22 protein-coding genes are annotated in these 26729 nt (G+C 71.8%); 5 read left to right on the plus strand and 17 right to left on the minus strand.

Annotated elements, in window-relative coordinates; all coding sequences use genetic code 11:
• Positions 1 to 29 precede the first annotated feature (29 nt).
• On the minus strand, positions 30 to 1457 hold the full coding sequence (gltX, locus tag MMSR116_RS23815) for a glutamate--tRNA ligase (RefSeq protein ID WP_010685983.1): 1428 nt from the start codon (positions 1455 to 1457) through the stop codon (positions 30 to 32).
• 167 nt (positions 1458 to 1624) lie between these two features.
• Here gltX and MMSR116_RS23820 point away from each other — a divergent pair, with 167 nt between their 5' ends.
• Entirely contained in the window at positions 1625 to 3907 is a 2283-nt protein-coding gene (locus MMSR116_RS23820; protein ID WP_010685982.1) for a ComEC/Rec2 family competence protein, read from the plus strand.
• Here the strand turns inward: MMSR116_RS23820 and lexA are convergent.
• The gene (lexA, locus tag MMSR116_RS23825) at positions 3901 to 4626 is read right to left on the minus strand and encodes a transcriptional repressor LexA (RefSeq protein WP_010685981.1); all 726 of its coding nucleotides are present in this window, start codon (positions 4624 to 4626) and stop codon (positions 3901 to 3903) included. The genes MMSR116_RS23820 and lexA overlap by 7 nt on opposite strands.
• Before the next feature lie 236 nt (positions 4627 to 4862).
• Between lexA and MMSR116_RS23830 the strand changes: the two genes are divergently transcribed.
• On the plus strand, positions 4863 to 5333 hold the full coding sequence (locus MMSR116_RS23830) for a hypothetical protein (RefSeq protein WP_010685980.1): 471 nt from the start codon (positions 4863 to 4865) through the stop codon (positions 5331 to 5333).
• 38 nt (positions 5334 to 5371) lie between these two features.
• Here the strand turns inward: MMSR116_RS23830 and MMSR116_RS23835 are convergent, their stop codons facing one another.
• Positions 5372 to 5587, minus strand: a complete 216-nt coding sequence (locus MMSR116_RS23835; protein WP_010685979.1) for a hypothetical protein — start codon at positions 5585 to 5587, stop codon at positions 5372 to 5374.
• Between the two features lie 80 nt (positions 5588 to 5667).
• On the opposite strand from MMSR116_RS23835, the gene MMSR116_RS23840 reads away from it, so the two are divergent.
• Together MMSR116_RS23840 and fae are read left to right on the plus strand one after the other, a co-directional pair.
• A complete protein-coding gene (locus tag MMSR116_RS23840; protein ID WP_039894258.1) occupies positions 5668 to 6909 on the plus strand; it encodes an NRAMP family divalent metal transporter in 1242 nt (413 codons plus the stop codon).
• A 62-nt stretch (positions 6910 to 6971) separates the two neighbouring features.
• Complete coding sequence (fae, locus tag MMSR116_RS23845) at positions 6972 to 7511, plus strand: formaldehyde-activating enzyme (protein ID WP_010685977.1); 540 nt, start codon at positions 6972 to 6974, stop codon at positions 7509 to 7511.
• Here fae and MMSR116_RS23850 read toward each other — a convergent pair whose 3' ends face one another.
• From MMSR116_RS23850 to MMSR116_RS23870, 5 genes are all read right to left on the minus strand, one after another.
• A complete protein-coding gene (locus tag MMSR116_RS23850) occupies positions 7512 to 8126 on the minus strand; it encodes a Uma2 family endonuclease (protein WP_010685976.1) in 615 nt (204 codons plus the stop codon). It lies immediately after the preceding gene.
• Positions 8127 to 8191: 65 nt separating this feature from the next.
• A complete protein-coding gene (locus MMSR116_RS23855; RefSeq protein WP_010685975.1) occupies positions 8192 to 8668 on the minus strand; it encodes a hypothetical protein in 477 nt (158 codons plus the stop codon).
• A 44-nt stretch (positions 8669 to 8712) separates the two neighbouring features.
• Positions 8713 to 12003 carry an error-prone DNA polymerase gene (locus MMSR116_RS23860; protein WP_039894256.1) on the minus strand — a complete coding sequence of 1097 codons (3291 nt, stop codon included), beginning with the start codon at positions 12001 to 12003 and terminating at the stop codon, positions 8713 to 8715.
• Entirely contained in the window at positions 12000 to 13610 is a 1611-nt protein-coding gene (locus MMSR116_RS23865; protein WP_106428305.1) for a Y-family DNA polymerase, read from the minus strand. Before MMSR116_RS23865 ends, MMSR116_RS23860 begins: the two co-directional genes overlap by 4 nt.
• Positions 13537 to 14331 (minus strand): hypothetical protein, encoded by a 795-nt coding sequence (locus MMSR116_RS23870; protein ID WP_010685972.1) that lies wholly within the window; start codon positions 14329 to 14331, stop codon positions 13537 to 13539. Before MMSR116_RS23870 ends, MMSR116_RS23865 begins: the two co-directional genes overlap by 74 nt.
• 226 nt (positions 14332 to 14557) lie before the next feature.
• Between MMSR116_RS23870 and MMSR116_RS23875 the strand changes: the two genes are divergently transcribed.
• Positions 14558 to 15388, plus strand: coding sequence for a collagen-like protein (locus MMSR116_RS23875; protein ID WP_010685971.1), 831 nt, complete (start codon positions 14558 to 14560; stop codon positions 15386 to 15388).
• Between the two features lie 10 nt (positions 15389 to 15398).
• Here the strand turns inward: MMSR116_RS23875 and MMSR116_RS23880 are convergent, their stop codons facing one another.
• The 9 genes from MMSR116_RS23880 to MMSR116_RS23920 form a co-directional block, all read right to left on the minus strand.
• Positions 15399 to 16616: a TIGR03862 family flavoprotein gene (locus tag MMSR116_RS23880; protein ID WP_039894254.1), complete on the minus strand. Its 1218-nt coding sequence runs from the start codon at positions 16614 to 16616 to the stop codon at positions 15399 to 15401.
• 76 nt (positions 16617 to 16692) lie between these two features.
• A complete protein-coding gene (locus MMSR116_RS23885; protein WP_051072272.1) occupies positions 16693 to 17469 on the minus strand; it encodes an SURF1 family protein in 777 nt (258 codons plus the stop codon).
• Between the two features lie 14 nt (positions 17470 to 17483).
• The gene (cyoD, locus tag MMSR116_RS23890; RefSeq protein WP_010685968.1) at positions 17484 to 17885 is read right to left on the minus strand and encodes a cytochrome o ubiquinol oxidase subunit IV; all 402 of its coding nucleotides are present in this window, start codon (positions 17883 to 17885) and stop codon (positions 17484 to 17486) included.
• Positions 17882 to 18514 carry a cytochrome o ubiquinol oxidase subunit III gene (gene cyoC / locus MMSR116_RS23895; RefSeq protein ID WP_010685967.1) on the minus strand — a complete coding sequence of 211 codons (633 nt, stop codon included), beginning with the start codon at positions 18512 to 18514 and terminating at the stop codon, positions 17882 to 17884. The genes cyoD and cyoC overlap by 4 nt, the downstream gene beginning before the upstream one ends.
• A 4-nt stretch (positions 18515 to 18518) precedes the next feature.
• The gene (gene cyoB, locus MMSR116_RS23900; protein WP_010685966.1) at positions 18519 to 20519 is read right to left on the minus strand and encodes a cytochrome o ubiquinol oxidase subunit I; all 2001 of its coding nucleotides are present in this window, start codon (positions 20517 to 20519) and stop codon (positions 18519 to 18521) included.
• 75 nt (positions 20520 to 20594) lie between these two features.
• Positions 20595 to 21824 (minus strand): ubiquinol oxidase subunit II, encoded by a 1230-nt coding sequence (cyoA, locus tag MMSR116_RS23905; protein WP_085988056.1) that lies wholly within the window; start codon positions 21822 to 21824, stop codon positions 20595 to 20597.
• A 114-nt stretch (positions 21825 to 21938) separates the two neighbouring features.
• Positions 21939 to 23270: an MFS transporter gene (locus MMSR116_RS23910; RefSeq protein WP_010685964.1), complete on the minus strand. Its 1332-nt coding sequence runs from the start codon at positions 23268 to 23270 to the stop codon at positions 21939 to 21941.
• 182 nt (positions 23271 to 23452) lie between these two features.
• Positions 23453 to 25642 carry a glycosyltransferase family 2 protein gene (locus MMSR116_RS23915; protein ID WP_039894252.1) on the minus strand — a complete coding sequence of 730 codons (2190 nt, stop codon included), beginning with the start codon at positions 25640 to 25642 and terminating at the stop codon, positions 23453 to 23455.
• Positions 25633 to 26673 (minus strand): hypothetical protein, encoded by a 1041-nt coding sequence (locus tag MMSR116_RS23920; protein WP_010685961.1) that lies wholly within the window; start codon positions 26671 to 26673, stop codon positions 25633 to 25635. Before MMSR116_RS23920 ends, MMSR116_RS23915 begins: the two co-directional genes overlap by 10 nt.
• Between the last annotated feature and the right edge of the window lie 56 nt (positions 26674 to 26729).

Raw genomic sequence — 26729 nt, forward strand, 5'->3', positions numbered from 1 at the left:
GAGGGCGCTCCGTGCGCGAGCGGTCACCCTCAGCCCTGCGGCACCTGATCGCCGAGGCGCGCGAGGGTCTCGTCCCGCCCGAGCACCGCCATCACGTCGAACAGGGGCGGGGAGGTGGTGCGGCCGGTGAGCGCCGCCCGCAGGGGCTGGGCGACCTGCCCGAGCTTGCAGCCCGCCGCCTCCGCGTATTGGCGCACGGCACCTTCGGTGGAGGCCGCGCTCCAGTCGGTCAGCGCCTCCAGCGCCGGGCGCACGCCGGCGAGGCGGGCGCGGCCCTCGTCGGAGAGCAGGGCGCGGGCCTTGTCGTCCAGCGCCAGGGGACGCTGGGCGTAGAGGTAATAGGCGCTGTCGATGAGCTCGATCAGGGTCTTGGCCCGCTCCTTCAGGCCCGGCATGGCCTGGATGAGCTTGGCCTTGAGATCGGCCGGGAGCGGCGCCGACAGGCCGCGCTCGGGCCCGACCTGGGGCAGGATCGTCTCGATCGCCGCCACGAGGTCGGCATCGGCGCTGCCGCGGATGTACAGGCCGTTGAGGTTGGCGAGCTTGGCGAAGTCGAACCGCGCGGCCGAGCGCCCCACCGCACCGAGATCGAAGGCCGCGATCATCTCGTCGGTGGAGAACACTTCCTGGTCGCCGTGGCTCCAGCCGAGCCGCACGAGGTAGTTCCGGAGCGCCGCCGGCAGGTAGCCGAGGTCGCGATAGGCCTCGACGCCGAGCGCCCCGTGCCGCTTCGAGAGCTTCGCCCCGTCGGCCCCGTGAATCAGCGGGATATGGGCCATCTTCGGCACGTCCCAGCCCAGCGCCGAGAAGATCTGGGTCTGGCGGGCGGCATTGGTGAGGTGGTCGTCGCCGCGGATGATCTGCGTGACGCCCATGTCGTGGTCGTCCACCACGACGGCGAGCATGTAGGTCGGCGTGCCGTCCGAGCGCAGCAGCACGAGGTCGTCGAGGTCCTTGTTGGCCCAGGTCACCCGGCCCTGGACGGCGTCCTCGACCACGGTCTCGCCCTCGGTCGGCGCGCGCAGGCGGATGACCGGCTTGGCGCCGGCGGGGGCCTCGGACGGGTCGCGGTCGCGCCAGCGGCCGTCGTAGCGGGGCGGGCGGCCCTCGGCACGGGCGGTCTCGCGCATCTGCGCGAGTTCCTCGGCGGTGGCGTAACAATGATAGGCGCGGCCGGCAGCCAGCAGCGCCTCGGCCACCGCCCGGTGGCGCTCGGCGCGGGCGAACTGGAACACCACGTCGCCGTCCCAGTCGAGGCCGAGCCAGGTGAGCCCGTCGAGGATCGCGTCGATCGCGCCCTTCGTGGAGCGCTCCCGGTCGGTGTCCTCGATGCGCAGCAGCATCCGGCCGCCCGTGTGGCGGGCGTAAAGCCAGTTGAACAGGGCCGTGCGGGCCCCGCCGATGTGGAGGTAGCCGGTGGGCGAGGGGGCGAAGCGCGTGACGACGGCTGAGGACATCGGTCCGGTATGTTCGGGGGCGGGGCGCGGGGATGGAGCGGCGAGGGGCTCGACAGGGCGCCCGTAGCACGAAGTGCCGCCTGTAGCACGGGTCGGCGGATGGGTTAAGAATCGGCCGGAGAATCGCCGGCCGACGACGACAGGTCGCGCGGATCGAGGCGGCGGCAATGCGGCGGATCGGCGCGAGGCAGGCGGGGGGTGCCCTTGCGCTCGCCGGCCCGCGCGCGCTCACCCCTCCGGCGGTCCGCCGCTGGGTGGCGGAGGGGCTCGGCCGGGAAGCCGAGCAGCGGCGCCTGTTCCCCTGGCTGGCGGTGGCCTTCGGCGCGGGGATCCTGGTCTACTTCGCGGCGGCCGATGGGACGCCGATCCTGGCCGCGCCGCTGGTGGGGGCGGCTCTGGCCCTGGCGCCGGTGCCGTTCCTGGGGGCGCGGCCCGTGGCCCTGGCGCTGGCCCTCGCGGCCGCGGCCGGGTTCCTCGGCTTCGCGGCGGCCACGTGGCGGGTCACCCAGGTGGCCGCCCCGATCCTCACCCGGACCACCATCGGCCCCCTCGTCGGGATGGTCGAGGCGCTGGACGAGCGCGAGGTCGGCGCCCGGCTGGTGATCCGCGTGGAGAGCTTCGCCGGGCTCGCGCCGGAGGCGCGGCCGGTCCATGTCCGGGTGTCGTTCCGCAGGACGCCGATCCCGCGACCCGGGGACGTCATCGCCGCAACCGCCCGGCTGCTGCCGCCGCCGGAGGCCGCCCGGCCCGGCGGCTACGACTTCGCCCGGGACGCGTATTTCCAGGGTCTCGGCGCCGTGGGCTCGCTGGTCGGAGCGGTCACGGTCCGCGCGCCCGCGGAGCCGCCGCCCCTGCGCCTGCGGCTCGCCGCGACGCTGGACGCGGCCCGCAACGCGTTGACCCGCCGGATCGCGGAGGCCGAGGGCGGGCAGGCGGGGGCGGTCGCGGCGGCCCTGGTGACGGGCAAGCGCGGGCTGATCGGGCCGGCGACCAACGACGCGCTGCGCGCCGCCGGCATCTACCACGTGGTGTCGATCTCCGGGCTCCACATGGTGCTGGCCGCCGGCGTGGTGTTCTGGCTGGTCCGGGCGGCCCTCGCCCTGGTGCCGTACTGCGCGCTGGTCTGGCCGATCAAGAAGATCGCGGCCGGCTTCGCCATGGTGGGCGTGACCGCCTACTGCGCCTTCTCGGGCTGGGACATCGCCGCCGAGCGCTCGCTGATCATGACCCTGATCATGCTGGGCGCGATCCTGGCAGACCGGCCGGCCCTGTCGATGCGCAACCTCGCGCTCGCCGCCCTGATCGCGCTCGCCCGCGAGCCGGAGGGCCTGCTCGGCCCGAGCTTCCAGATGTCGTTCGGGGCGGTGGCGGGGCTGATCGCCTGCGCGCGCCTGATCGACGGCCGGCTGTTCGTGCGCCCCGGGGCGGGACGGATCGGGCGCCTTGTGGGCAGCGGCCTGTCGGCGGTCACCGGGACCCTGGCCACGACCCTGGTGGCGCAGGTCGCCACCGCGCCCTTCGCCACCTACCACTTCCAGACCGTGCAGCCCTTCGGGCTCGTCGGCAACGCCCTGACGCTGCCCCTCGTCTCCCTGGTGGTGATGCCCGCCGCGGTCCTCGGGATCCTGGCCTATCCCTTCGCCCTCGACCGGCCGGTCTGGTGGCTGATGGGTCAGGCGGTGGGGGGCATGCTGGCGATTTCCGAGTGGATCGCCGGGTTCGAGCGCGCCATCCTCGTGCTGCCGGCCTTCGGAACCGCGGCGCTGACCCTGCTGACCGCAAGCCTGCTGCTGGCGACGCTCCCGGTCTCGCGCCTGCGCTGGCTCGCCGGGCCGCCCCTCCTGCTGGGGCTCTGGCTCACCGTGCTGCCGGACCGCTACGACGTCTACGTCGACCGGCAGGGCGGCGGCGCGGCGGTGCGGGGGCCGGACGGCCGCCTCGCCGCCCTGGGCAGCCCCTCCGGCTTCGTGCTGGAACAGTGGCTGAAGGCGGACGGCGACGGGCGGCGCCCCGGCGCGCTGGTCACGCCGTCCGGAAGCGGGCGCTGCGACCGGCTCGGATGCACCGCGCGCCTGCCGGATGGGCGGGCGGTCGCGCTGGTCCGGGATCGCCGCGCCTTCCCGGAGGATTGCGCCCGGGCCGCGGTGCTGATCACCGGCCTCGCGGCGCCCCCGACCTGCACGGGGCCCCTCGTGATCGACCGGCATGTCCTGGCGGATCACGGAGCCGTGGCGCTCCGGGCCGAACCCGGCGGGTTCACCGCGCGCTACGCCCGGACCGGTGATCGCGGCCTGCCGTGGCGACCGCACCGGGACACGAAGCCGGCACCGCCGATGACCGCCGCAGTCGACAGCAGTCGCGCCATGGAGGAGCCTGCGGCCCCGGCTGAGGCCGACGGATCGAGCGGCGGGGACGCGCCCGGCGACGCGCCCGCCGAACCGCTTCAGTAGCGGCGGACGAGACTCACGAGGCGGCCCTGGATCTGGACCCGGTCGGGCCCGAGGACGCGGGTCTCGTAGGCCGGGTTGGCGGCCTCCAGGGCGATCGAGGAGCCGCGGCGGCGCAGGCGCTTGAGCGTCGCCTCCTCGTCGTCGATCAGGGCCACGATGATATCGCCCGTGTTGGCGGTGTCCTGCTTGCGGATCACCACGAGGTCGCCGTCGAGGATGCCGGCCTCGACCATCGAATCACCGCGCACCTCCAGGGCGTAGTGCTCGCCGCCGGCCAGGAAGTCCGGCGACAGGGTGATGGCGTGGCTCTGGTTCTGGATCGCCGAGACCGGCGTGCCGGCCGCGATCCGGCCCATGACGGGGATCGACACCGCCCGTCCGGCCTCGTCGATCATGCGGGCATTGGCGGGCAGCGGTGGCTGCTTGGACTTGCCACCCTCCACCACGCTCGGGGTGAACCGGCGGGGCTCGGCGGGCGCCTGGGCCGCGGCCGCCTGCGTCAGGCTCTCGGGGATGCGGATCACCTCGATGGCGCGCGCCCGATTCGGCAGGCGCCGGAGGAAGCCGCGCTCCTCGAGGGCCGTGATCAGCCGGTGGATGCCCGACTTCGACTTCAGGTCGAGGGCGTCCTTCATCTCGTCGAAGGACGGCGGGACGCCGCATTCCTGCATGCGGTTCTGGATGAAGCGCAGGAGGTCCAGCTGCTTGCGCGTGAGCATCGACGTGGGCCTCGCGGCTTGAGGGACCGCCTCGTGGCGGCCACAGAAACAAATCACGAACACGTTAAACGTTCCGCAAGTGTTCCGCAAGAGAGATATGGCCACGCTTGCGTGCGTGGCGGCCGCCTGCCGGGGAGAAACGCATTGACGGCGCAAGCGGAGCCGTTTCAATGCGTCCAGCCGGCCGTCCGGGGATAAGCCCGGGGCGCGGCGTGGATCGGGCTGGGATGACGAGGATGCGACGACCCGCAGCTCTGCTGCCCCTCGGCGTGGTGACCTTCGGCGTGGTGACCCTCGGCCTGGCGCTCGCCGGCTGCACGACCGGGTTCTCCTACATCTCCCGGAACTACGTCGCGCTGACCCCGCAGGTGGTGACGATCGGCTGCAAGGAGCCCTACGAGGTCTACGACAACCGGCAAGTGCGCCGGATGCTGATCGTCTCGAACGCCCTGCGGGAATATGCCGGCTGCAACCTGAGCGAGGTCCGGATCGATCCCGAGCCCGAGGCGACGCGGGTGAAGCGCTTCCGGACCGCGGCCCGGGCCTATCTCGACGAGACCGTGCGCGAGGATTGCCGGATCACCGGCGAGACCGTGTTCGATCCGCTGAAGACAGAGTTCGCCTACGCGTGCGACGCGCCGATCGAGAAGCGCGGCACGGTGGTTCCGCGGCTTCCGGGCCGCAATCCGGGCCTGATCCTGCGCTGAACCGCGGGCCCGGCGCCCGCGCCCGTCAGGTCCCCGGCTCAGGTCCCCGGCTTGGGGAAGGTGCGCTCGGTCGCGTCCCCAGCCGCCGCCAGCAGCGCGCGGGCGAAGGCGCGGGCCTCCGCCCGGTCCAGGGTGATGGCGGCGGTGACCGGCGCGCCGCCGAGGTCGGATAGGGCGAGTTCCAGGCGCACCCCGTCGGGCACGGCGCTCGCCTGAAGGCTCCAGCCGGAACCCCGATCCGTGCTCTCCGCCATCTCAATTCCTCCCGCGGGCTCCCGGGAAAACGCCGCAGGCGTCCGCCGGAACTGCCGCCGCCCGGGACTGTTCCCGAGCCGTGCCCAGCGCTTCCCTGCCCCGCCTGTCCGCGTTCCTCAAGGCCGCGGGCCCGGGACTGGTCGTGATGCTCGCCGATACGGATGTCGGCAGCCTGATCACGGCGGCCCAGAGCGGCGCGCGCTGGGGCTACTCGCTGCTGCTCCTGCAGATCCTGCTGGTGCCGATCCTCTACGTCGTCCAGGAGCTGACGGTCCGGCTCGGGACCGCCACGGGCCGCGGCCATGGCGAGCTGATCCGGACGCATTACGGGCCGGCCTGGGCCTGGATCTCCTACGGCGGCCTCGTGGTCGCGGGAATCGGCGCCATCGTGACGGAGTTCTCCGGGATCGCCGGGATCGGCGACCTGTTCGGGGTTCCGCGGCTCGTGAGTCTCGGGCTGCCGGCGACCCTGCTCCTCGGGCTGGTCTTCACCGGCAGCTACCGGCGCGTCGAGGTGGTGGCGATCGCAGTCGGCCTGTTCGAGCTGGTCTTCGTCGGGCTGGCGATCGCGGCGCGGCCGGACGTGCCGGAGATCGTCGCCTCCTTCGGGCACATCCCGCTGGGTGACGGGCAATACCGGGTGCTGATCGCCGCCAATATCGGCGCGGTGATCATGCCGTGGATGATCTTCTACCAGCAGTCGGCCATCGTCGACAAAGGCCTCGGCTGGGACCATGCGCGCCGCTCGCGGCTCGACACCCTGGTGGGTGCGGTGATCTCGCAATGCGTGATGGGGGCGATCCTGATCGCGGCCGCCGCCACGATCGGCAAGTCCGGGCAGGGCAGCGCGAAGGGGCTGGAGACCGTGGGCGACCTCGCGGGCGCCTTCACCCCGGCCCTCGGGCCCTGGCTCGGGCAGGTGGTGTTCGGGGTCGGCATCATCGCGGCGGCCTTCGTGGCTTTGAACGTCGTGGCCCTGGCGCTGGCCTGGGGCTTCGGCGACGTGACCGGCCGGCCGCACTCCCTCGGGCAGTCGCCCCGGGAGGCGCCGGCCTTCTACGGCGCCTTCGCGCTGGCGGTCGCCGCGGGGGCGGTGGCCGTGCAGCTCGTGCCGAACCTCGTGGCGCTCAACATCGCGGTCGAGGTCATGAACGCCCTGCTCCTGCCCCTGGCGCTCGGCCTGCTGATCCTGCTGGCCACGCGCGCCCTGCCGGAGGGGCAGCGCGTGGCCGGGGCCTACAGGTGGGTCGTCTACGCCGTGTCGGGGATCACGATCGCCTTCGCGATGATCGGCGTGCTCGACGGGGTCGGCCTGCTCTGACGCGATTGACGCGAGCCCTCCGATGATGTCTCCCGCGGGCTCCGATCAGGTGGAGTTCGAACATGCAAGAGATCTGGTTCCGCACGGGCGAGGCCACGGTGCTGGCGGCCGAGGGCCAGTACACCGACGCCATGCCGGAGGTGCTGATCGGCTCGGTGCGCGGTCCGGTCGGTCAGGCCTTCGCGTCGATGATGGGGCAGGTCCAGGGCCACACGCGGATGTTCGTGGTCCGCGACCTCAACCAGCTGGTCCGCCCCGCCACGATGATGACCACCAAGGTCACTATCCACACGGCCGAGTATGCCGAGCTCCTCGGCGGCGTGGTCCAGGCCGCCACCGGCGACGCGATCGTGGACTGCATCATCGAGGGCATCCTGCCGAGGGACGGGCTCGACGAGCTGTGCATGATCATCATGATCTGGCTCGACCAGCGCTGCGCCGAGGACGACAACCTCGACCAGAAGGACCTCTACCGGACCAACTACGAGGCGACGAAGCTCGCCATCGCCCGCGCCCTCAAGGGCGAGCCGACGGTGGACGAGCTGATCGCCAACCGGAAGACCGTGAAGCACTACGCGCTCGACGGCGTGATCGAGTACTGATCAGCCCTGTGCGACGGGCGTGCGGGCATAGAGATCCGCCACGGCGCAATCGAGGCCGAAACCGGGGAGGACCAGACGGTCATCCCCGGTCAGGCGGGCGCAGGTCCAGGTCTCCCCGCTGCGCACCGACAGGGTCAGCGCGCGGCTCCTCTGCTCGATCAGGAGCACGGCCTGACAGAGCGGCAAGGCCTCGTAGCCCGCGCGCTTGACGTCGATCTTCGTCTGGCGCGTGCCGGGCAGCTTCCGGTGATCGCTCGGCGAGAGGATCTCAGCGGCCAGATAACAACCGTCGACGACGTTCCGGTCAGGCTCGATGGTGGCCGCGTCGATGACCGCGACGTCCGGGACGTAGGTATGGCCCGTGATGAACGGCCTGAGGTCGATGGCGGGATCGTGGATGGCGATCCACGAGGAGCCCGACCGTTCCAGAGCCTCGTTCAGCAGGCGCTGGAGAGTCACGACGATGACCTGATGGATGAGGCTCGGCCGGGCCTGCATCACGATCTGGCCCTCGATAAGCTCCCACTTCTCCTCATCGGGGCGCGTCTCGATGAAGTCCCAGAATCCCCGATGGGGATCGGTCCTCTGGACGGGCGGGGTTTCGAGAGTCGTCATGGGCAGCCCGGGCCGAGTCGACAGGGATCAAGGATCCCGCCGGCCACGCCCTCGGTCAAGAGCCCCTATCCCGGCGGGATGCGCCCCACCGAGCACAGGGTGCGCATCGTGGTGCTGCCCGGGTCGGTGTAGCAGGAGGCCGACCAGCCGTTCTGCTGGATGAACGACTTGCGCCGCTCCGACAGCGCGGTCCGGTAGGCGTTGGCGATGATCGGCTCGACGGTGGCGGCCGGCTCGCCGACGAGGATCTCGGAGGCCACCGACAGGTCCCGGAAGAAGGCCGCCGAGGGGGTCGGCTCGGCCGAGGTCGCCTGCACGATCGGCTCGACCCGGCAGGTCACGTCGAACTTGATCGGGCCGGCCATGCGGATGTCGATGCTCGGGCCCGCGCGCTTGCCGACCCGGCCGCCGATGGCGCCGGCGATCTGGCGGGTGAGGTCGTCGCAGCTGTCGGCCCGGGCGGCCCCCGCCAGGAGGGGCAGGGCGAGCGGCAGAGCCGCGCAGGCGGCGAGGAGGAGGCGCGGAACGGCGAAGCTCGACATGGCCGCACTCTACGCGCGACGCGGGGCCTGTCGAGGGGTTGGCGTCAGTGGAAATCCCGGCTGCGATACACGCGCCGATCCGGGGGCGCACTGAAATCCGTGGTCTCGGGCGGCAGCCTCATCCCAGCCTCGCGCAGGTCGCGCAGGGAGGCACTGAGGTCGCGGAACCCTTCCGCCACGAGGTGGACCACCCCGCCCGCCCGCTGGATCCGGCCGCGCACGGCCAGGAACCGGGCCTGCATGGCGGCCCTTCGGTTCGCCTCGAACACGGTTTTCCAGACGATCACGTTGGCGATACCGGTCTCGTCCTCCAGCGTCAGGAAGACCACGCCCTTGGCGGTGCCCGGCCGCTGGCGGATCAGCACCAGCCCCGCCACCGTGACCCGCGCGCCCTGGGGCAGGGCCGGATCCAGATGGGCCCGGGCCGGGATCGCGCCGATCCGGGCGAGCCGTCCCCGGAAGAACGCGACCGGGTGCCCCTGCAGCGACAGGCCGGTGGCGGCGTAATCCTCGGCCACCGCCTCGGACGGGGCGAGGGCCGGAAGCTCCACCGCCGGCTCGTGCCGGAACAGGCCGTCATCGGCGTGCCACGCGAAGAGCGGCAGGGGCGCCTCGAGGAGATGGGCCCGGCGCTCGGAGCCGTCGGCCCTGGCGGCCTTGCGGGATGACGTCCCCTCCAGGGTGCGGACCATCCACAGGGCGGCGCGCCGGTCGAGGCCGAGCGAGCGGAACGCGTCCGCCTCGGCCAGGCGCTCCAGGGTGTTGCGGGGCAGGGCGAGGGAGGCCTGCAGGCCCTCGATGCTGGCGTAGCCGTTGGCGCGCAGCCGCACGAGCCGGCGCATCGCCGCCTCCGGCAGGCCGCGCACCGCGCGCAGGCCGATCCGCACGGCGTGCCGCTTCGGATTCCCGGCCGGCTCCAGAGTGCAGTCCCAGTCGCTGGCGTTGACGCAGACGCCCCGGACCTCGACCCCGTGGGCGCGGGCATCGCGCACCAGCTGGGCCGGCTGGTAGAAGCCCATGGGCTGGGCGTTGAGGATCGCGGCCAGGAAGACGTCGGGGTGCCGGCACTTCATCCAGGCCGAGGCGTAGACGAGGAGCGCGAAGCTCGCCGCGTGGCTCTCCGGGAAGCCGTAGGTGGAGAAGCCGCGGATCTGCGCGAAGCAGCGCTCGGCGAAGTCCTGCGGGTAACCCCGGCGGGTCATGCCGCCGACAAACTTCTCCGCGAACCCGCCGATCGAGCCGACATGGCGGAAGGTCGCCATCGCCCGGCGCAGCCCGTCGGCCTCGGCCGGGCTGAAGCCCGCCGCCGTGATGGCGATCTGCATGGCGTGCTCCTGGAACAGCGGCACCCCGTAGGTCTTCTGCAGGACCTCCTTCAGCTCGTCCGCCGGGCCGTGATCCGGGTGCGGGGCCGGGTATTCCACCGGGTCGATCCCGGAGCGCCGCCGCAGGTAGGGATGGACCATGTCGCCCTGGATCGGGCCGGGGCGCACGATCGCGACCTGCACCACGAGGTCGTAGAACTCCTTGGGCTTCAGGCGCGGCAGCATCGACATCTGCGCCCGGCTCTCGACCTGGAACACGCCGACGGAATCGGCCTTGGCGAGCATCGCGTAGGTCTCGGGATCGTCCTGCGGCAGGTCGGCCAGCGTCTCGTAGAAGGTGCTGTGATCCCTCTCCAAAAAATCGAGGCCGCGCTTGAGGCAGGTCAGCATGCCGAGCGCCAGCACGTCGACCTTCATCAGGCCGATCGCGTCGATGTCGTCCTTGTCCCACTCGATGAAGGTGCGGTCCGCCATGGCGCCGTTGCCCACCGGCACGGTCTCGTCGAGGCGGCCGCGGGTCAGCACGAAGCCGCCGACATGCTGCGAGAGGTGGCGGGGAAAGCCGATCAGCTGGTGGGCGAGGTCGAGCGCCTGCCGGATCGCCGGGTTCTCCGGGTCGAGGCCGGCCTCGCGCACGTGCTGGTCCGGCATGCCGGTGCCCCAGGAGCCCCAGACCGTGTCGGCGATCGCCGCGGTCACGTCCTCGGTCAGCCCCAAAACCTTGCCGACCTCGCGGATCGCCATGCGCGGGCGGTAGTGGATCACCGTGGCGCAGAGGGCGGCCCGCTCCCGGCCGTAGCGGGCGTAGAGGTGCTGGATCACCTCCTCCCGGCGCTCGTGCTCGAAATCGACGTCGATGTCGGGGGGCTCGCCCCGGTTCTCCGAGATGAAGCGGGCGAAGAGCAGCCGGTGCTTCGACGGGTCGACCGCGGTGATGCCGAGGCAGAAGCACACGGCGGAATTGGCCGCCGAGCCCCGGCCCTGGCAGAGGATGCCCCGGCCGCGGGCGAACTCGACCACGTCGAATAGGGTCAGGAAGTAGCGGGCGTAGTCCATCTGGGCGATGAGCCGCAGCTCCTCGCGGAGCGTCGCCGCGACGCCGGGCGGGACGTCGCCGCCGTAACGCCAGCGCGCCCGCTCCCAGGTCTTCTCCTCCAGGTATTCCTGCGGCGTGCGCCCGGGGGGCACCGGCTCGTCGGGATACTCGTAATGGAGCTGCGCCAAGTCGAAGTCGCAGGCCTCGGCGATCTCGACGGAGCGGGCCAGCGCCTCCGGGTGGTCGGCGAACAGCCGGGCCATCTCGGCGGCGGGCTTCAGGTGGCGCTCGGCATTCGCCTCCAGCCGGTAGCCGGCCTCGCCGATCCGGCAGCCGGCGCGGATGCAGGTGACCACATCCTGCAGTTGGCGCCTTTCGGGATGGTGGTAGAGCGCGTCCGAGACCGCGACCATCGGGGCGCCGGAGGCCGCGCCCAGCTCGGCGAGCAGCCCGAGGCGCCGCCGCTCGTCGCCGCGGCGCGTGTGGCTTGCCCCCAGGAAGGTCCGGCCCGGGGCGGCGGCGGCCAGCGCCTCCAGCCGCGCCCTGAACCCCTCCGGCAGGCGCCGGGCCGGCGGCATCGCGATGAACATCTGCCCCTCGGCGGCCTCCACCATCTCGGCGAAGGAGAAGCGGCACGCGCCCTTGCGGACGCGCCGGTTGCCCAGGGTGAGCAGCCGGCAGAGGCGCCCCCAGGCGCCCCGGTCCATCGGGTAGGTGACGGCCTCGAACCCCTCCTCGGTGACGAGGCGCACCCCCGGCAGGATCCGGAGCGCGGTCCCCTGCGGTTCGAGGGCGCGTGCCGCCGCGTGCGCACGCACGACGCCGGCCACGGTGTTGCGGTCGGCGATGCCGATGGCCCTGAGGCCGTAGGCCGCCGCCTGCACGACGAATTCCTGCGGGTGCGAGGCGCCGTGCAGGAAGGAGAAGTTCGTGGTGACGGCGAGTTCGGCGTAGGCGGTCCCGGAACGGCTCACGCGAACAGCCCGTGGACGTACCACGCGGCCGGACGGTCGGGGGCGTGCGCCCCGTCGCGGTAGAGCCAGAGGCGGTGCCCGGCCTCGCACTCGATGCGGTAGTAGTCCCGCGTCTCCGCGGGCGCGCGCCACCATTCGGCGGCGATCCGCTCCGGTCCCTCGGCGTGGACGACGCGATGGATCCGGGCCCGCCAGCGGAAGCGCCGGGGCGGACCCTCGGGCACGGTCGAGAGCACGTCGCAGGCGGCCTCGCCGCGGGGGAAGATCACCAGGGGACGGGGCGGGAGGTGGTCGGGCCAGGGGGCGTCGAAGAAGGCAGTCATGGCTCGGGAGCCACCCTCCCCCGCAGGGGAGGGAGGGGGTGGCGCCTGTATCCGGCCCCGGACCGAACTCGGCACCGATCCGGCCCTCCACAGAACACCCCGGTCGGCCCGCTCCGGCAGATGGCTCGCCCGCGGCTCGAGCCGCAGGAGCGCCCGTCCGAGGCGCTGCGCCAGGGCGTCGGCCAGGAAGCCGATCCCGTCGCCCTCGGTCGCGGCGCCGAGATCCGCTTGGCGGGCCGGCATGGGGCCGGTCACCGTGACGGCCAGCACCACCGTCTCGAAGCCGAAGCCGGCCTCGAGGGCGGATCCCAGCCGGTCGAGGCGCAGGGCGACGAGGGCCGCGACCCGCTCCGGGCAGCGCTCGGGGCGCGACAGGCCGAGATCGAGGGCCCGCACCGCCCCGTCGACCCGATGGAGGGCGAGGCGCAGGGTGCAGGCGCCGAGCCCGGCGCGCTCCAGCTGAGGGGCGATCTCCGCCATCAGGTCCCGGGCCGTCCGGACGATGTCCGTCTGCCGCCCGATCGGGTCGAGGAAGCCGCGGCCCGCGGTGTAGGCGGCCGCGTCCGACAGGGGCGCCAGCGGCTCGGGCCGCCGCGCCAGGGCCTGGTCGAGGCGCAGGAGCAGGGCCTCGCCGAAGCGGCGGGCGAGGGGGCCCCGGGGCAGGGCGTCGATTTCTCCGATCCGCTTCAGGCCGAGCCGCTTCAGGCCCGAGACCGTGCCGGGATCGAGCCGCAGGGCCGCCACGGGCAGCCCCCGCAGGGCCGGGACGGCGCCGCCCGGCGGCACGACGATCCGGTCGGCTCCGCCGTGGCCGGCCAGCGCGAAGGCGGCCCCGGGTGTGTCGGCCAGCGCGATCCGCGCGGGGATTCCCGCCCGCGCGAGGCGTCCGGCCAGGTCGTCGACGAGGCGCGTCTCGCCGCCGCGCAGGTGGCTCGCCCCGGCGACGTCGATATAGAGGCCGTCCGCCGCCTCGGCCGCCCCGAAGGACGCGACCAGCGGCGCGTAGCGCATCGCCCAGCGGCAGAGCCGCAGCAGGGCCTCCCGGTCGGCGGCCGGGTCGGCGGGGTAGACCTGGAGCGGCACGCCGATCCGCGCCCGGACGCGGCCCAGGGGCTCGCCGGGCCGCAGGCCGAGGGCCTGGGCCTGCGGATCGAGAGCCGTCAGCCGCAGGCCGCCGGAGCCCTCGGCCGCCACGGCCAACGGCCCGGCGTCAGGCGCGAGACCGGCCCGCCGCAGCCGCGTCACCGGCCAGTGGCTCAGGCAGATGCAGACGATGCGCGGCATGGTCCCACTCCAGAAGCCAGTCGCCGCCCCGCCCGTTGCGGCAGCGTTCGAGCCGCGCCCGCCAGCGCGGCCTGTCGAGGGTGCCGAACCGGTCCCGCGCCGCCGGTGCCGCGGCGATCCGCCAGCGGGTGGCGGCCCCGTTGGGCATCCCGGCCTCCGCCGGCCGCAGGATCAGCAGGAGCGGCGGGGCGGGGCCCGAAGGGGATTCCTCGGCGGCGAGCTGGAGGCGCCGGCTCGGCTTCAGGGGCAGCCCGTCCCGCAGGAGGCCGACGAGGACCGTGAGAGCCCGCGCGTGCAGGGCCGCCTCCAGCGCGCGGAACACCTCCGCGTCGCTGCCGGCCTCCAGCAGCAGCAGCCGGTCGGGGTCGAGGCCGAGACCGGCCACGCCGTGGCCGTAGGGCAGGGGCTGGCCGGGCGCCGCGGCGATCAACGCCGCCCCGGGCCTGTGAGCGAGGTGGCGGGCGCAGAGCGCCAGAGCGAAGCCGAGGGCCGCGATCCCGTCCGCGGGCTCGGCCGGCGCGATCTCGTGGGGCGGACCGAGGACGAGGCCGCCGGGGAGATGGGCGTCGAGGGCTGGCAGGTCCTGCGGCAGGACCGGGCGGGAGCCCCGTCCGTCGACCGGCGGCGCGAGACGCGTCCGCAGGGCCGCCAGCCGCGCCCGGGACTCGCCGCGGTCGGACGCGCGCCCGGTCTCGTCCGCAGGGTCCAGCCCCATTTCCATCGGCTCCGATCATGCCGAACGATAGGAACATAACAGGAACGCGCACAAACGGTTTCCGCCGGGTTCCGGAATCCCGCAGCGGCGCAGCGGCTTGGCCTGTGGATGGCTGTGGACGCCTGTGGAATCAGCCGCCCGTGCCGGCTTCGACGGCCACGGTTGACCTCGCTCGCAGGGCGAGACCAATGTCCCGGTGCCGCGTGCCTGACGCGGTCGATACGGACCGCGCATGCGCTCGACCCTCGCCCTGACGATCCTGCTCGCCCTGTCGGGCGCGGCCTTCGCCCAGCAGCCCGCGGACCCGGGGGGCGCGGCCCCGGATGCGGCCCCGGCAACGCAGACACGCCCGGCCCGCCCGCGGGTCCGGCACGCCCAGGTCCCGAGCCAGCCGATCATGGTCTACGACGCCCGGATCGAGGCCGGCGACCTGCGCATCTCGGGCTCGGTGCGCAAGCCGGGCGCGATCGTGGTGCTGGACGACGACATCTCGATCCAGGCCGACCGACGCGGGCGCTTCACCTTCCGGCTTCCCTACCGGCCCTCGACCTGCGTGGCGACGCTCAAGTCCGAGCCGGACGAGCGCGAGGTCGTGGTGGCGAACTGCGCGCCCGAAGGGCCTCCGGGCCCCGCCGGCTCTCAGGGCGTCGCGGGGCCTCCCGGCGAGGCAGGTCCCAAGGGGGAGCAGGGCCTCAAAGGCGATCAGGGCCCCAAGGGCGAGACCGGACTCAAGGGCGAGACCGGCCCAAAGGGGGATGCCGGGCCACAGGGTCCGGCCGGCCCGCAGGGCGCGCCGGGTCCGAAGGGCGAGGCGGGAACCCTGGGTCCCAGGGGGCAGGCCGGACCGCAGGGCGCGCCGGGACCGAGGGGCGAGGCCGCGGCCTCCGCCCTGCGGCCGGTGCGCAAGTCCGACTGCGCGGGCGGCTGCGCCGTGACCTGCGAGACCGGGGAGACGCTCGTCACCGCCCATTGCCTCAAGGGCGGTGCGCCGGTCTATGACGGGGAGGGGGCCAGCTGCCCGGCGGAGGCCTCCGGCATCGTCGGGTTCTGCGCGCGGCCGTGAGGGCGGTGCCTCAGCCGCCGGTCTCGCCCAGCCAGTCGAGGATTCCGGCGGCCGCCGCCCGGCCGCCCGCGAAGGCCCCCTGGAGCAGGTAGCCGCCGGTCGGAGCCTCCCAGTCGAGCATCTCCCCGGCCAGGAACAGACCGGGACGGGACCGCAGCATCGACCGCCCGTCGAGGGCGTCGAGCCGGACGCCCCCCGCCGTCGAGATCGCCCGCTCGATCGGCGCGGAGGCGGTGAGGGTCAGCGGCGCGGCCTTGATCAGCCCGGCGAGGATTTCGGGATCCGTCGGGAGGGCGGCCCCCGCCGCCTCGCGCAGCAGGCCCGCGGCCACCGGCGGGAGACCCGCCGCCTTGCGCAGCCGGGTGGCGGCCGAATCGCCGGGCCGGGCGCCGGACAGGCGGCTTGCGAGGGCATCCCGGGTCAGGTCCGGGCGCAGATCCACGACGAGCCGGGCGCCGCCGCGCGCCGCGATCGCCGCGCGCAAGGAACGCGAGAGGGCGTAGACCGCCCCGCCCTCGAGGCCGGTCTCGGTGATCACGGCCTCGCCCCGCACGGCGCTGCCGTCGCAGGCGAGCGCCACGCGCTTCAGCGGCGTGCCGGCGAACCGCTCCCGGAACAGGTCGGACCACGCCACCGCGAAGCCGGCATTGGCCGGGCGCAGGGGCGTGACCGCCACGCCGAGCCCTTCGAGGACCGGCACCCAGCGCCCGTCCGATCCGAGCCGCGGCCAGCTTGCCCCGCCCAGCGCCAGGAGGACCGCCCGGGGCGCGATGGCCAGCGGCCCGTCCGGAGCCTCGAAGCGCAGCCCCCCGTCGATCGCCGTGAGCCGGTGTCGGGTCCGGATCCGGACGCCGAGGCGGTCGAGCCGCCCGAGCCAGGCCCGCAGCAACGGCGAGGCCTTGAAACTCCGCGGGAAGACGCGCCCGCTCGACCCGACGAAGGTCGGCTCGCCGAGATCCGCGCACCACGCCCGCAGCGCGTCGGGAGGGAAGGCCGCGACGGCGGCGTCGAGGTAGCCCTGCGGATGGTAGCGGGCGAGGAAGTCGGCCCGCCCCTCGCTGTGGGTGATGTTGAGGCCGCCGCGGCCGGCGATCAGCAGCTTGCGGGCGACCGACGGCATGCGCTCGTAGACCGTGACCGCGCGCCCGGCCTGCGCCAGCACCTCGGCCGCCGCGAGCCCTGCGGGGCCGCCGCCCACGATGGCGATCTCGTCCGTGTCGTCCGGCATCCGCCCGGGAAGCGGCAGGCCGCGGGTCCCTGTCAAGGGCGAAGGCTGTGCGGCGGGGCCTCGCTGCCAACCGGGCTCAGTGCTCTTCGGCAGCTCCGTCCCTCGCCCGGCCGCCCCGCAGGACGTAGACCACCGCCCCCGCCAGCATCAGCGCCATCCCGTACCACGTGATCGCGTAGACGAGGTGGTTGTTGGGGAAGGCGATCACCGTGAGGCCGCCCACCGGCAGGCCGCCGGGATTGGGCGTCGCGTCGGCGTCGACGAAGTAGGGGGCGACATCGGTGAGGCCGCGCGCCGCCGCGATGGCCGCGACGTCGCGAGAGTACCAGCGGTCGTCCTTCGGGTCGTTGGCGCGCAGGAACGCGCCCTTCGGCTCGGTCAACCGCAGGAGACCGGTGACGGTGGTCTCGCCCGCCAGCTGCCCGGCCGCGCGCGAGGCTGGATCCCGGCGGTCGCCCGGCACGAACCCGCGGTTGATCAGCACGAGGCTGCCGTCCGGGCGGCGCAGCGGCGTCAGCACCCAGAAGCCGCCACCGCGCTCGGTCACCGCCTGCACCAGCGTCTCGCGATCGTGCAGGAAGGTGCCCGACAGCGTCACGTGCCGATAGGCGTCGTCGGGGCCGATCCGGGGCCAGTCGGCGGGGCCGGGCGCCGGCACGGCGGGCGCATGAACCCGGGCGTCCACCTGCGCGATCAGGTCGAGCTTCCAGGCCCGCCGCTCAACCTGCCACGTGCCGAGCCCGACCAGGACGACGAATACGAGGGTGGCGGCAACGCCGAATACGACGCGCCGCAGCAACGAAATCGGGGCCGGGGAGGGACCTGGGTCCCCTCCCGACCCCGCGGGCCTCATCTCCGGACGCGCGCTCAGCGGGCGTTGTTCATGACGTCGTGGGCGTCCATCGGCATCATGTTGTGGTTGAGGTGATACATCACCCACACCGAGCCCGCGAGCATGATCACCACGAGCGTGATCGTGAAGATCAGCGCCATGAAGGTCCAGCCGCCCTCCGACTTCGTGTTCATGTGCAGGAAGTAGACGACGTGCACGACCATCTGGACGCCGCCCAGCGCCAGGATGACCAGGGTGGTGACGAGGCTGTTGTCGAGGACGTTGCCCATCACCAGCCAGAACGGGATCACCGTCAGGATCACCGACAGGACGAAGCCGGTCATGTAGCCCCGGAAGGAGCCGTGCCCGCCCTCGCTGTGGGCGTCGTGGTGGCCGTGCCCGGCGTGGGCAGCCGCGGGGTGCGCGTCGGCGCTCATTCGAGCACTCCCATCAGGTAGACGACGGTGAAGACGCCGATCCAGATCAGGTCGAGGAAGTGCCAGAACATCGACAGGCACATCAGCCGGCGCTTGTTCTCGACGATCAGCCCGTGCCTGCCCACCTGCACCATCAGCACGACCAGCCACAGGATGCCCATCGAGACGTGCAGGCCGTGGGTCGAGACCAGGGTGTAGAACGAGGACAGGAAGGCGCTGCGCCAGGGCGGCGCGCCCTCGTGGAACAGGTGGACGAATTCCCGGATCTCGAGCGCCACGAAGGCGGCGCCGAACAGGCCGGTCACCGCCAGCCAGATCTGCGTCTGCCGGATCCGGTCCCGGTCCATCTCCAGCATGGCGAAGCCGTAGGTGATGGACGAGAACAGCAGCATGGCGGTGTTCACAGCGATGCCCTGCAGGTCGAACAGGTCCTTCGGGGTAGGGCCGGCCGCGTAGCTCCGCCCGAGCACCCCGTAGGTCGCGAACAGGGTCGCGAAGATGAGGCAGTCGCTCATCAGGTAGAGCCAGAACCCGAGCATGGTCGAGCCCTCGGAATGATGGCCCTCCTCGTCGATCTGGTAGAAGACCGGCGCCGCGGCGCCGGGAGGTGCGGTCTCTGCGTGCATCATCGGATCACGCCATCTCCAGTTCGCGCGTCCGCTGACGTTCCGTCCAACTGACCGTGTCGGCTGGGATGTAGTAGTCGCGCTTGTAGTTGAAGGTGTGGGCGATCGCCACGACGAAGATCGCCACGAAGCTGAGCGCCGCGAGCCACCAGACGTACCAGACCATGGCGATGCCGAAGGTGAAGTTCAGGCCCGCCAGGATCGCGCCGGCCGCGGTGTTCTTGGGCATGTGGATCGGCCGGTAACCCTTGAGGGGGCGGGAGAAGCCGCGGTTCTTCATGTCCCACCACGCGTCGGAATCGTGGACCACCGGCGTGAAGGCGAAGTTGTAGTCCGGCGGCGGCGAGGAGGTGGACCATTCCAGCGTCCGGCCCCCCCACGGGTCGCCGGTGAGGTCGCGCAGCTTGTCGCGGTTGCGGATCGAGACCACGAACATCACGATCTGCGAGGCGATGCCGCAGGCGATCAGCGCCGCGCCGAGCGCCGCGATGACGAACCAGATCTGCAGCGACGGGTCGTCGAAGTGCTGCATGCGCCGGGTCACGCCCATCAGGCCGAGCACGTAGAGCGGCATGAAGGCCACGTAGAACCCGGTCACCCAGAACCCCAGCGCCATCTTCCCCCAGAACTCGTCGAGCTTGAAGCCGAAGGCCTTGGGAAACCAGAAGGTCACGCCGGCGAACATGCCGAACAGCACGCCGCCGATGATCACGTTGTGGAAGTGCGCGATCAGGAACAGCGAGTTGTGCAGGACGAAGTCGGCCGGGGGCACCGCCAGGAGGACGCCGGTCATGCCGCCGATCACGAAGGTGACGATGAACGCCACCACCCACAGCATCGGCACCTCGAACCGGATCCGGCCGCGGTACATGGTGAACATCCAGTTGAAGATCTTCGCGCCCGTGGGGATCGAGATGATCATCGTCGTGATCCCGAAGAACGAGTTCACGTCCGCGCCGGAGCCCATCGTGAAGAAGTGGTGCAGCCACACGAGGTAGGCCAGGATGGTGATCACCACCAGCGCGTAGACCATCGAGGTGTAGCCGAACAGGCGCTTGCCGCAGAAGGTCGAGGTGATCTCCGAGAATACGCCGAAGGCCGGCAGGATCAGGATGTAGACCTCCGGGTGGCCCCAGATCCAGATCAGGTTGAAGTACAGCATGGCGTTGCCGCCGAGGTCGTTCGTGAAGAAGTGCGTGCCGACGTAACGGTCGAGCGACAGCATCGCGAGAACGGCCGTGAGGATCGGGAAGGCGGCCACGATCAGGATGTTGGTGCACAGCGACGACCAGACGAAGATCGGCAGCTTCATCATGGTCATGCCGGGCGCCCGCATCTTCACGATGGTGGCGACCAGGTTGATGCCCGAGAGCAGCGTCCCGATGCCGGCGATCTGCAGCGCCCAGATGTAGTAGTCGACCCCGACGCCCGGGCTCATCGCCGCCCCGGAGAGCGGCGGGTAGGCGAGCCAGGTGGCGCGGGAGAACTCGCCGACGAACAGCGAGACCATCACCAGCATGCCGCCGGCCACCGTCATCCAGAAGCTGAAGTTGTTCAGGAACGGGAAGGCGACGTCGCGGGCGCCGATCTGCAGCGGCACGGCGAAGTTCATGAGTCCCGTGACGAACGGCATCGCCACGAAGAAGATCATGATCATGCCGTGGGCGGTGAAGATCTGGTCGTAGTGGTGCGGCGGCAGGAAGCCCTGCTCCGAGCCGAAGGCGATCGCCTGCTGCGAGCGCATCAGGATCGCGTCGGCGAAGCCGCGCAGCAGCATCACGCCCGCGAAGATGCAGTACATGATGCCGATCTTCTTGTGGTCGATCGACGTGATCCAGTCACGCCACATCGGTCCCCAGAAGCGGTAGTAGGTGATGACGCCGAGCACGGCGAGGCCGACCACGGCCACGCCCGCGAACGTCCCCTGCAGGATCGGCTCGTGGTAGGGGATCTGCTCGATCGTAAATCGTCCGAAGAGCAGCTGCTGGAGGTCCAGGTTTGCGAACATGGGATCGGCCCGTTCAGTGGGTTCGACGGCGACCGCCGGTCTTGTGTGTGGAGTCCGCTGCCATCGCGCGCGGCCTCATTGGTTCAGTTGCTTGGGGGCGATCTGGAAGCCCTCGCTCTGGCCTTCGCCGGAGCCCTTGCCCTGGCTGTCGGGCGACTTCTGCCCCCGGACGTCCGGGTTGCCCATGTCGGGCCGCGGCTGCATGCCCTGGGGCTGCGTCTGGCCGTGCGGCAGGGTCTCCGAGGCCGGCGCCGTGGCGCCCGGCCCCTCGACGCCGCGCTCGGCGAGACGGTTGTCGTACCGAAGCCGCTTGTAGTTCGCCTGCGCCTCCTCGCCCGAGGCGCCGCCCTGGGCGTCGATCTTGGCCATCTCGCCGACGCACATCTGGTCGGGACGGGGGCACATGCCGATGATCCGGTCGTAGAGACCCTGCATGTAGGACTTGTAGTAGCGCGCCGGCTCGGCCTCGCTCGGCTCCTCGAGCTTCAGGTAGGCCTCCTGGGTCAGCTCGCCACCCTCGGCCTTGGCCTTGGCGACCCACTGGTCGAACTTGTCGTTGGTCAGCCCGCGGAACTTGAAGAACATGTTGGAGAAGCCGGCGCCGCTGTAATGGGCCGAGCGTCCCTCGGAATCGCCCTCGCGGTTGATCACCGCGTGGAGCTGCGTCTGCATGCCGGGCATCGCGTAGACCATGCCGGCGAGCGTCGGCACGTAGAACGTGTTCATCACGTCGGTGGCGGTGATCTTGAAGCGGATCGGCCGGTCCACCGGCGCGGCGAGGTCGTTGACCGTGGCGATCCCGTATTGCGGGTAGAGGAACAGCCACTTCCAATCCATGGCGATGGCCTCGACCTCCAGCGGCACGGTGCCGGCGGGCACGTCGCGCTTCGTGTCGATCTTGCTGAGCGGCCGGAACGGGTCGAGGGTATGGGTGCCGATCCAGGTCAGCGCACCGAGCGCGATGATGATCATCAGGGGCGCCGTCCAGATCAGCACCTCGAGCTGCGTCGAGTGGTGCCACTCGGGGTCGTAGACCGCGTCCTCGTTGGAGGCGCGGTAGCGCCACGCGAAGATCAGCGTGAAGGCGATGACCGGCACGATGATCAGGAGCATCAGCCCGGTGGCGGCCAGCACGAGGTTGCGCTGCTGCTCGGCCACGTAGCCGGCCGGCTGCAGGACCACGAAGTTGCAGCCTCCGAGCAGCGTCAGGAGGGGCAGGGTCAGGAGCGGCAGGAGGCGGCGCCCGCGGAAGCCCCGGGGTCGCAAGGCGTCGGTCCTGTCCGGTCGATGGGTCGAAGAGGTCACAGCACGCGTCTCGTTATCCCATGCCGCTGACGCGGCGCTTCTGCCGTGCCGCGCGAAGCGGCTTTCCTGTCCGTCACGGGAGGGCGGCGCGGCCTTCGCCGCGCGCCGCGTCCGTCACATCTGACGCAGTTCCGAGCGGTCGGTGAACAGGGCCACGAGGCTGCAGACCGCGCCGGACAGGAGGTAGACCCCGATCATCGCCAGGCCGTAGCGCTGGGACAGGAACAGCGCGACCAGCGGCGCGAAGCCGGCGCCGATCAGCCACGCGAAGTCCGAGGTCAGCGCCGCGCCGGTGTAGCGGTAGCGGTTGCCGAGGCGGGCGCTCACCGCACCCGCGGTCTGGCCGTAGGCGAGGCCGAGCAGCATGAAGCCGATCGTGACGTAGATGGTCTGGCCGATGGCGCTCTCGCCGAACAGGAGCGGCGCGATGATGCTGCCCACGGCGAAGAAGGCGATCAGCGACGCGCTCATGATCAGGCAGTTGCGGCGGCCGATCTGGTCGGCGATCAGCCCGGAGGCCGCCACCGCGCCGGCGCACACGATGGCGCCCGAGAACTGCACGATCAGGAACTCCCCCGGCGAGCGGGTCGTGCTGTTCAGCGCGAGCCACGCGATCGGGAAGATCGTCACGAGGTGGAACAGCGCGAAGGCGGCGAGCGGCACGAAGGCGCCGCGGACCACGTCGCCCGCGTGGTGGCGGAACAGCTCCAGGGCCGGCACCGGGCGCAGACGGTCGAGGTCCATCATCCGGGCGAACTCGTCGGTGGCGACGAGGCGCAGCCGGGCGAACAGCGCGACCACGTTGATGGTGAAGGCGCAGTAGAACGGGAAGCGCCAGCCCCAGTCGATGAAGTCCGCCTCGTCGAGGTTGACGATGAAGAAGGCGAACAGGGCGCTCGCCACCATGAAGCCCAGCGGCGCGCCGAGCTGCGGGATCATCGCGTACCAGCCGCGCCGCTCCCGGGGCGCGTTCATGGCGAGCAGCGAGGCGAGCCCGTCCCAGGCGCCGCCCAGGGCGAAGCCCTGCAGCACCCGGAAGCCCGCGAGGATGTAGACGGCCGAGATGCCGATGCTGTCGTAGCGCGGCAGGAAGCTGACGGCGGCCGTGGAGGCGCCGAGCAGGAACAGGGCGGTGGTGAGCTTGACGCTGCGTCCGTGACGGCGGTCGATCGCCATGAAGATCACGGTGCCGATCGGCCGGGCGATGAACGCGAGGGCGAAGATCGCGAAGGCGTAGAGCGTGCCCTTCAGCGGGTCGACGAAGGGGAAGAACACCTTCGGGAAGACCAGCACGCAGGCGATGCCGAACACGAAGAAGTCGAAATATTCCGAGGCGCGCCCGATGACCACGCCGATGGCGATCTCGTTCGGGTGGACCTTGTGGTCCCCCATCGCCTGCTGGGCGTCGCGTTCCAGCCCTGTGACCGTCGGGGTGTTCGCACTCATCTCTGCTTGTCGCCCTCGCCGCGCGCCCGCAGGGACGCCTCACTGGGCGCCCCGGCCGGAACCGCCTCTTGCGGCATGTCCAGAGGTATCGCAACCGGCTCCGGACGCAAGTTCACCCACTGACGCATGCATAGCACCACGCGGTCGCAGCCATCCGGCAGCATCCACGCAAACCGCGCCGCTCACACCCGGTAATGGGCAGAATTCCGTGACAGGTTGATGTTGTAGTAGGGGTCGGCGCGCAGTTCCGGGCCCCAGCGGTCCAGCATGGTGAGGACCTCGCCCTCGAAGCGCTTCTTCTTCTCGGGGGTGTCCTCGGCCCCCCGGCTCTTCGACTCGTGATGGATCAGCGTGGCGAAGGGCGTCCAGACGATCCTGTAGCCGGCCCGGCGGATCCTCAGGCAGAGGTCGACATCGTTGAAGGCGACCTTGAGGTCGACCGCGTCGAAGCCGCCGACCTCGGCGAACACGTCCGCCCGCATGGCGAGGCACGCGCCGGTGACCGCCGAGGCCTCGTGGGCGATGACCATGCGGCAGAAATAGCCCGGATCCGCCTCCGCCACGCCGAGATGGCTGTGGCCGGCGACGCCCCCGATCCCCAGCACGATGCCGCCGTGCTGGATGGTCCGGTCCGGGTAGAGGAGCTTGGCCCCCACGGCGCCGATCTCCGGCCGCACAGCGTGGCGGACCATCTCGGTGAGCCAGTCCGGCTCCAGCACCTCGATGTCGTTGTTGAGGAACAGGAGCACCGGCCCGGTGGCCGCCGCGGCGCCCCGGTTCGAGAGATCGGAGAAATTGAAGGCCCCGGGCACCGCCACCACGCGCACCCGCGGATCGTCCCGGTAGCGGGCGAACAGGGCGGCGGTCTCAGGCTCGCGGCTGTCGTTGTCGACGATCACAACTTCGATGTCGGGATAGTCGGTGGCCCCGAGCAGCCCGTCGAGGGTGATCGACAGGATCTCGGCACGGTCCCGGGTCGGGATGATCGCCGAGACCCGGGGCGGCGGCTCCGGCAGCGGCCGGATCAGCCGGTTGAAGCCGCCGGGACCGCGCTCGGCCCGGCCGCCGAAGGGCGCGACCACCTCCTCCAGCGCCCGCAGGCGCGCGGCCTCGGCCCGGGCGAGCGCCCGGTCCGAGAAGGTGCCGGAGCCTTGAGCGGCCCGCCAGTGATACAGAACCCGCGGGATGTGGTGGATGCGCGCCGGGTCGAGCCCGTCGGTCAGGCGCAGCAGCAGGTCGTGGTCCTGGCTGCCCTCGAAGCCCGGGCGCAGGCCGCCGACGGCGCGCAGCGCCTCGGTGCGCACCACCGTGAGGTGGTTGATGTAGTTCTGCGCGTAGAGCAGCTCCCGGTCGAAGCCCGCCTTGAAGTGCGGGTCGAACCGGCGCCCGCGCCCGTCGATCTTGTCCTCGTCGCTGTAGACCAGCACCAGCGCCGGGTCGCGGCGCAGCGCCCGGGCGACCTCGTAGAGCGCGTCGTCGGTCAGCGCGTCGTCGTGGTCCATGAACGCGCAGGCGACGCCCCGGGCGATCCCCAGCGCGTCGTTGGTCGCCCGGGCGATGTGGCCGTTCTCGGGCCGGGTGACGACGCGGATGCGCGGGTCGTCCGCGGCCGCCTTGGCGAGGATGCGCGGGATCGCGGGCCGCGTCGAGGCATCGTCGACGACGCAGAGTTCCCAGTGCGGGTAGAGCTGCGCGCGCAGGGAGGCGAGGGCGGCCCGGAGCACCTTCGGGTCGGGGTCGTGGACCGGCATCAGCACGGAGACTAGGGGCGGGTCGGCCCAGGCGGCGATCTCGGCGGCGATCCCGTCCCGCTCCGTGCGGCGGAGCGCGTGCGTGCCGATCCAGGCCTCGTAGCCGGTGACGCGCCGGTGGCGCAGCGCCCGCCCGAGGAAGCCCCGGGCCCGCACCTTCTTGCCCACGACCCGCCAGCCTAGCGCCCGCGCGGTCAGGCCGGGATCGCGCAGGAGCCCGCGCAGGGCGAGGCCCGGCCGGGCGAGGCGGCGCACCGCGATCCGGCGCAGACGGGCCGGGACCCGCCCGGCCGGGTCGAACACGCGCAGCTCCGCGGCATCCTCGGGCAGGCGGCCGATCCACGCGAAAGCCCCCGCGCCCCGGGCCTCCTGCGGCAGCAGCGGGCCGGGACGTCCGTCGGCCCCGACGAAGCTGATATCGGGCACCGCGTCGCGGCCGTCGGCCGGATCGTTGAACAGGACGATCTCGGCCCAGCGGCCGGCGAGGCCGGGGAGCGCGACGCGCAGCCCGTCGGCCCCGGACCGGACCGGCAGGCCGCCGCGGCCGCGCCGGGTCCCGGCCAGCTGCGCCGGGGGCAGGCGGTGCCCCGCCGCGTCGGCGACGCGCACGTTCAGCTCCATCCCTTGTCGACCGAGGCCTTCACCACATCCGACATGGCGACGTCGAACACCAGCATCTCCTCGACCGCCTTGACGCTCTTCAACCGCTGGGCGAGCGCTTCCGTCTCCGGCGGAACCGCGGGCAGGACCGGGATCGGCGCGGCGATACCGAGCCGGTCGAACAGGGTCGACGCGAAGGCGGGAAACCGGGCCTTGTGGCCGACGATCTCGATCCGCGCGAGCACCTCGATCGCCGCGATGGAATTGCCGGGATGCAGCCGGTCCTCGGGCATGCGGGTGCCGAGCTGGCGGGTCAGCGGGTTGTAGAGCAGCCGGTAGGCCGGCTCCGGCAGCATCCGGAAGAAGCGCTTGAGGCTCTTCACGTCGGCGAAGTCGTACTCGTCCGCGAAGGTCGCGGCCTCGGCCAGCGGGCCCAGGCGCCAGCTGCGCGCCGGATCGGCAGCGTCGCCGGCCCGGGCTTTGAGCCAGCGCATGCGGGTCGCCATCTCGATATGCGGATCCTGCAGCAGGATCGCGGTGAGCATCAGGTCCGGCGTCAGATAATTTTCATACCGCGGCACCGTGAGCGAGCCCGACATCAGGAGCGAGCGCGTGGTGCTCATGAAGATGCTGGATATGATCTCGTCGCTCAATTTGTGAGCGCCGAAGTAGCACTTCTCATAATGCGGGAACAGAGCATTCTGAATGAGGACTTCAGGCTCGATCCCGGTATTTATGAGATAGGTGCGAACCTGCGTGAGATTCTTCTGGACATTGCGCCGATGGATGAGCGTGTTCGTATCGGCGTCGTAAAGCTCCAGCCGCTCGATGTCATGGAGCCCCGGCACCTCGACGCCGGTTATCAGGAAGATGCACTGCCCCGTCGCGTGCCAGCCGTTGGTCTTGAACACCGGGTCGGTGAGGCTTGCCTCGATCTCGGCGACCCGACGTCCATTGACGGACACGGCGACCCGGCCGATGGCCTGCTGATTATCCGGTACAACCCAGCCGCGGATCGAGTGAATATCATCGTGATCTATATAAAAGCGCACGGCGGATTTCTAAATTTCTCTGTTTCTCGAGGATCGGGTCTGCAAGTCTGCGTCAG

It is taken from the genome of Methylobacterium mesophilicum SR1.6/6, from assembly GCF_000364445.2.
In the GTDB taxonomy this organism is placed as follows: domain Bacteria; phylum Pseudomonadota; class Alphaproteobacteria; order Rhizobiales; family Beijerinckiaceae; genus Methylobacterium; species Methylobacterium mesophilicum_A.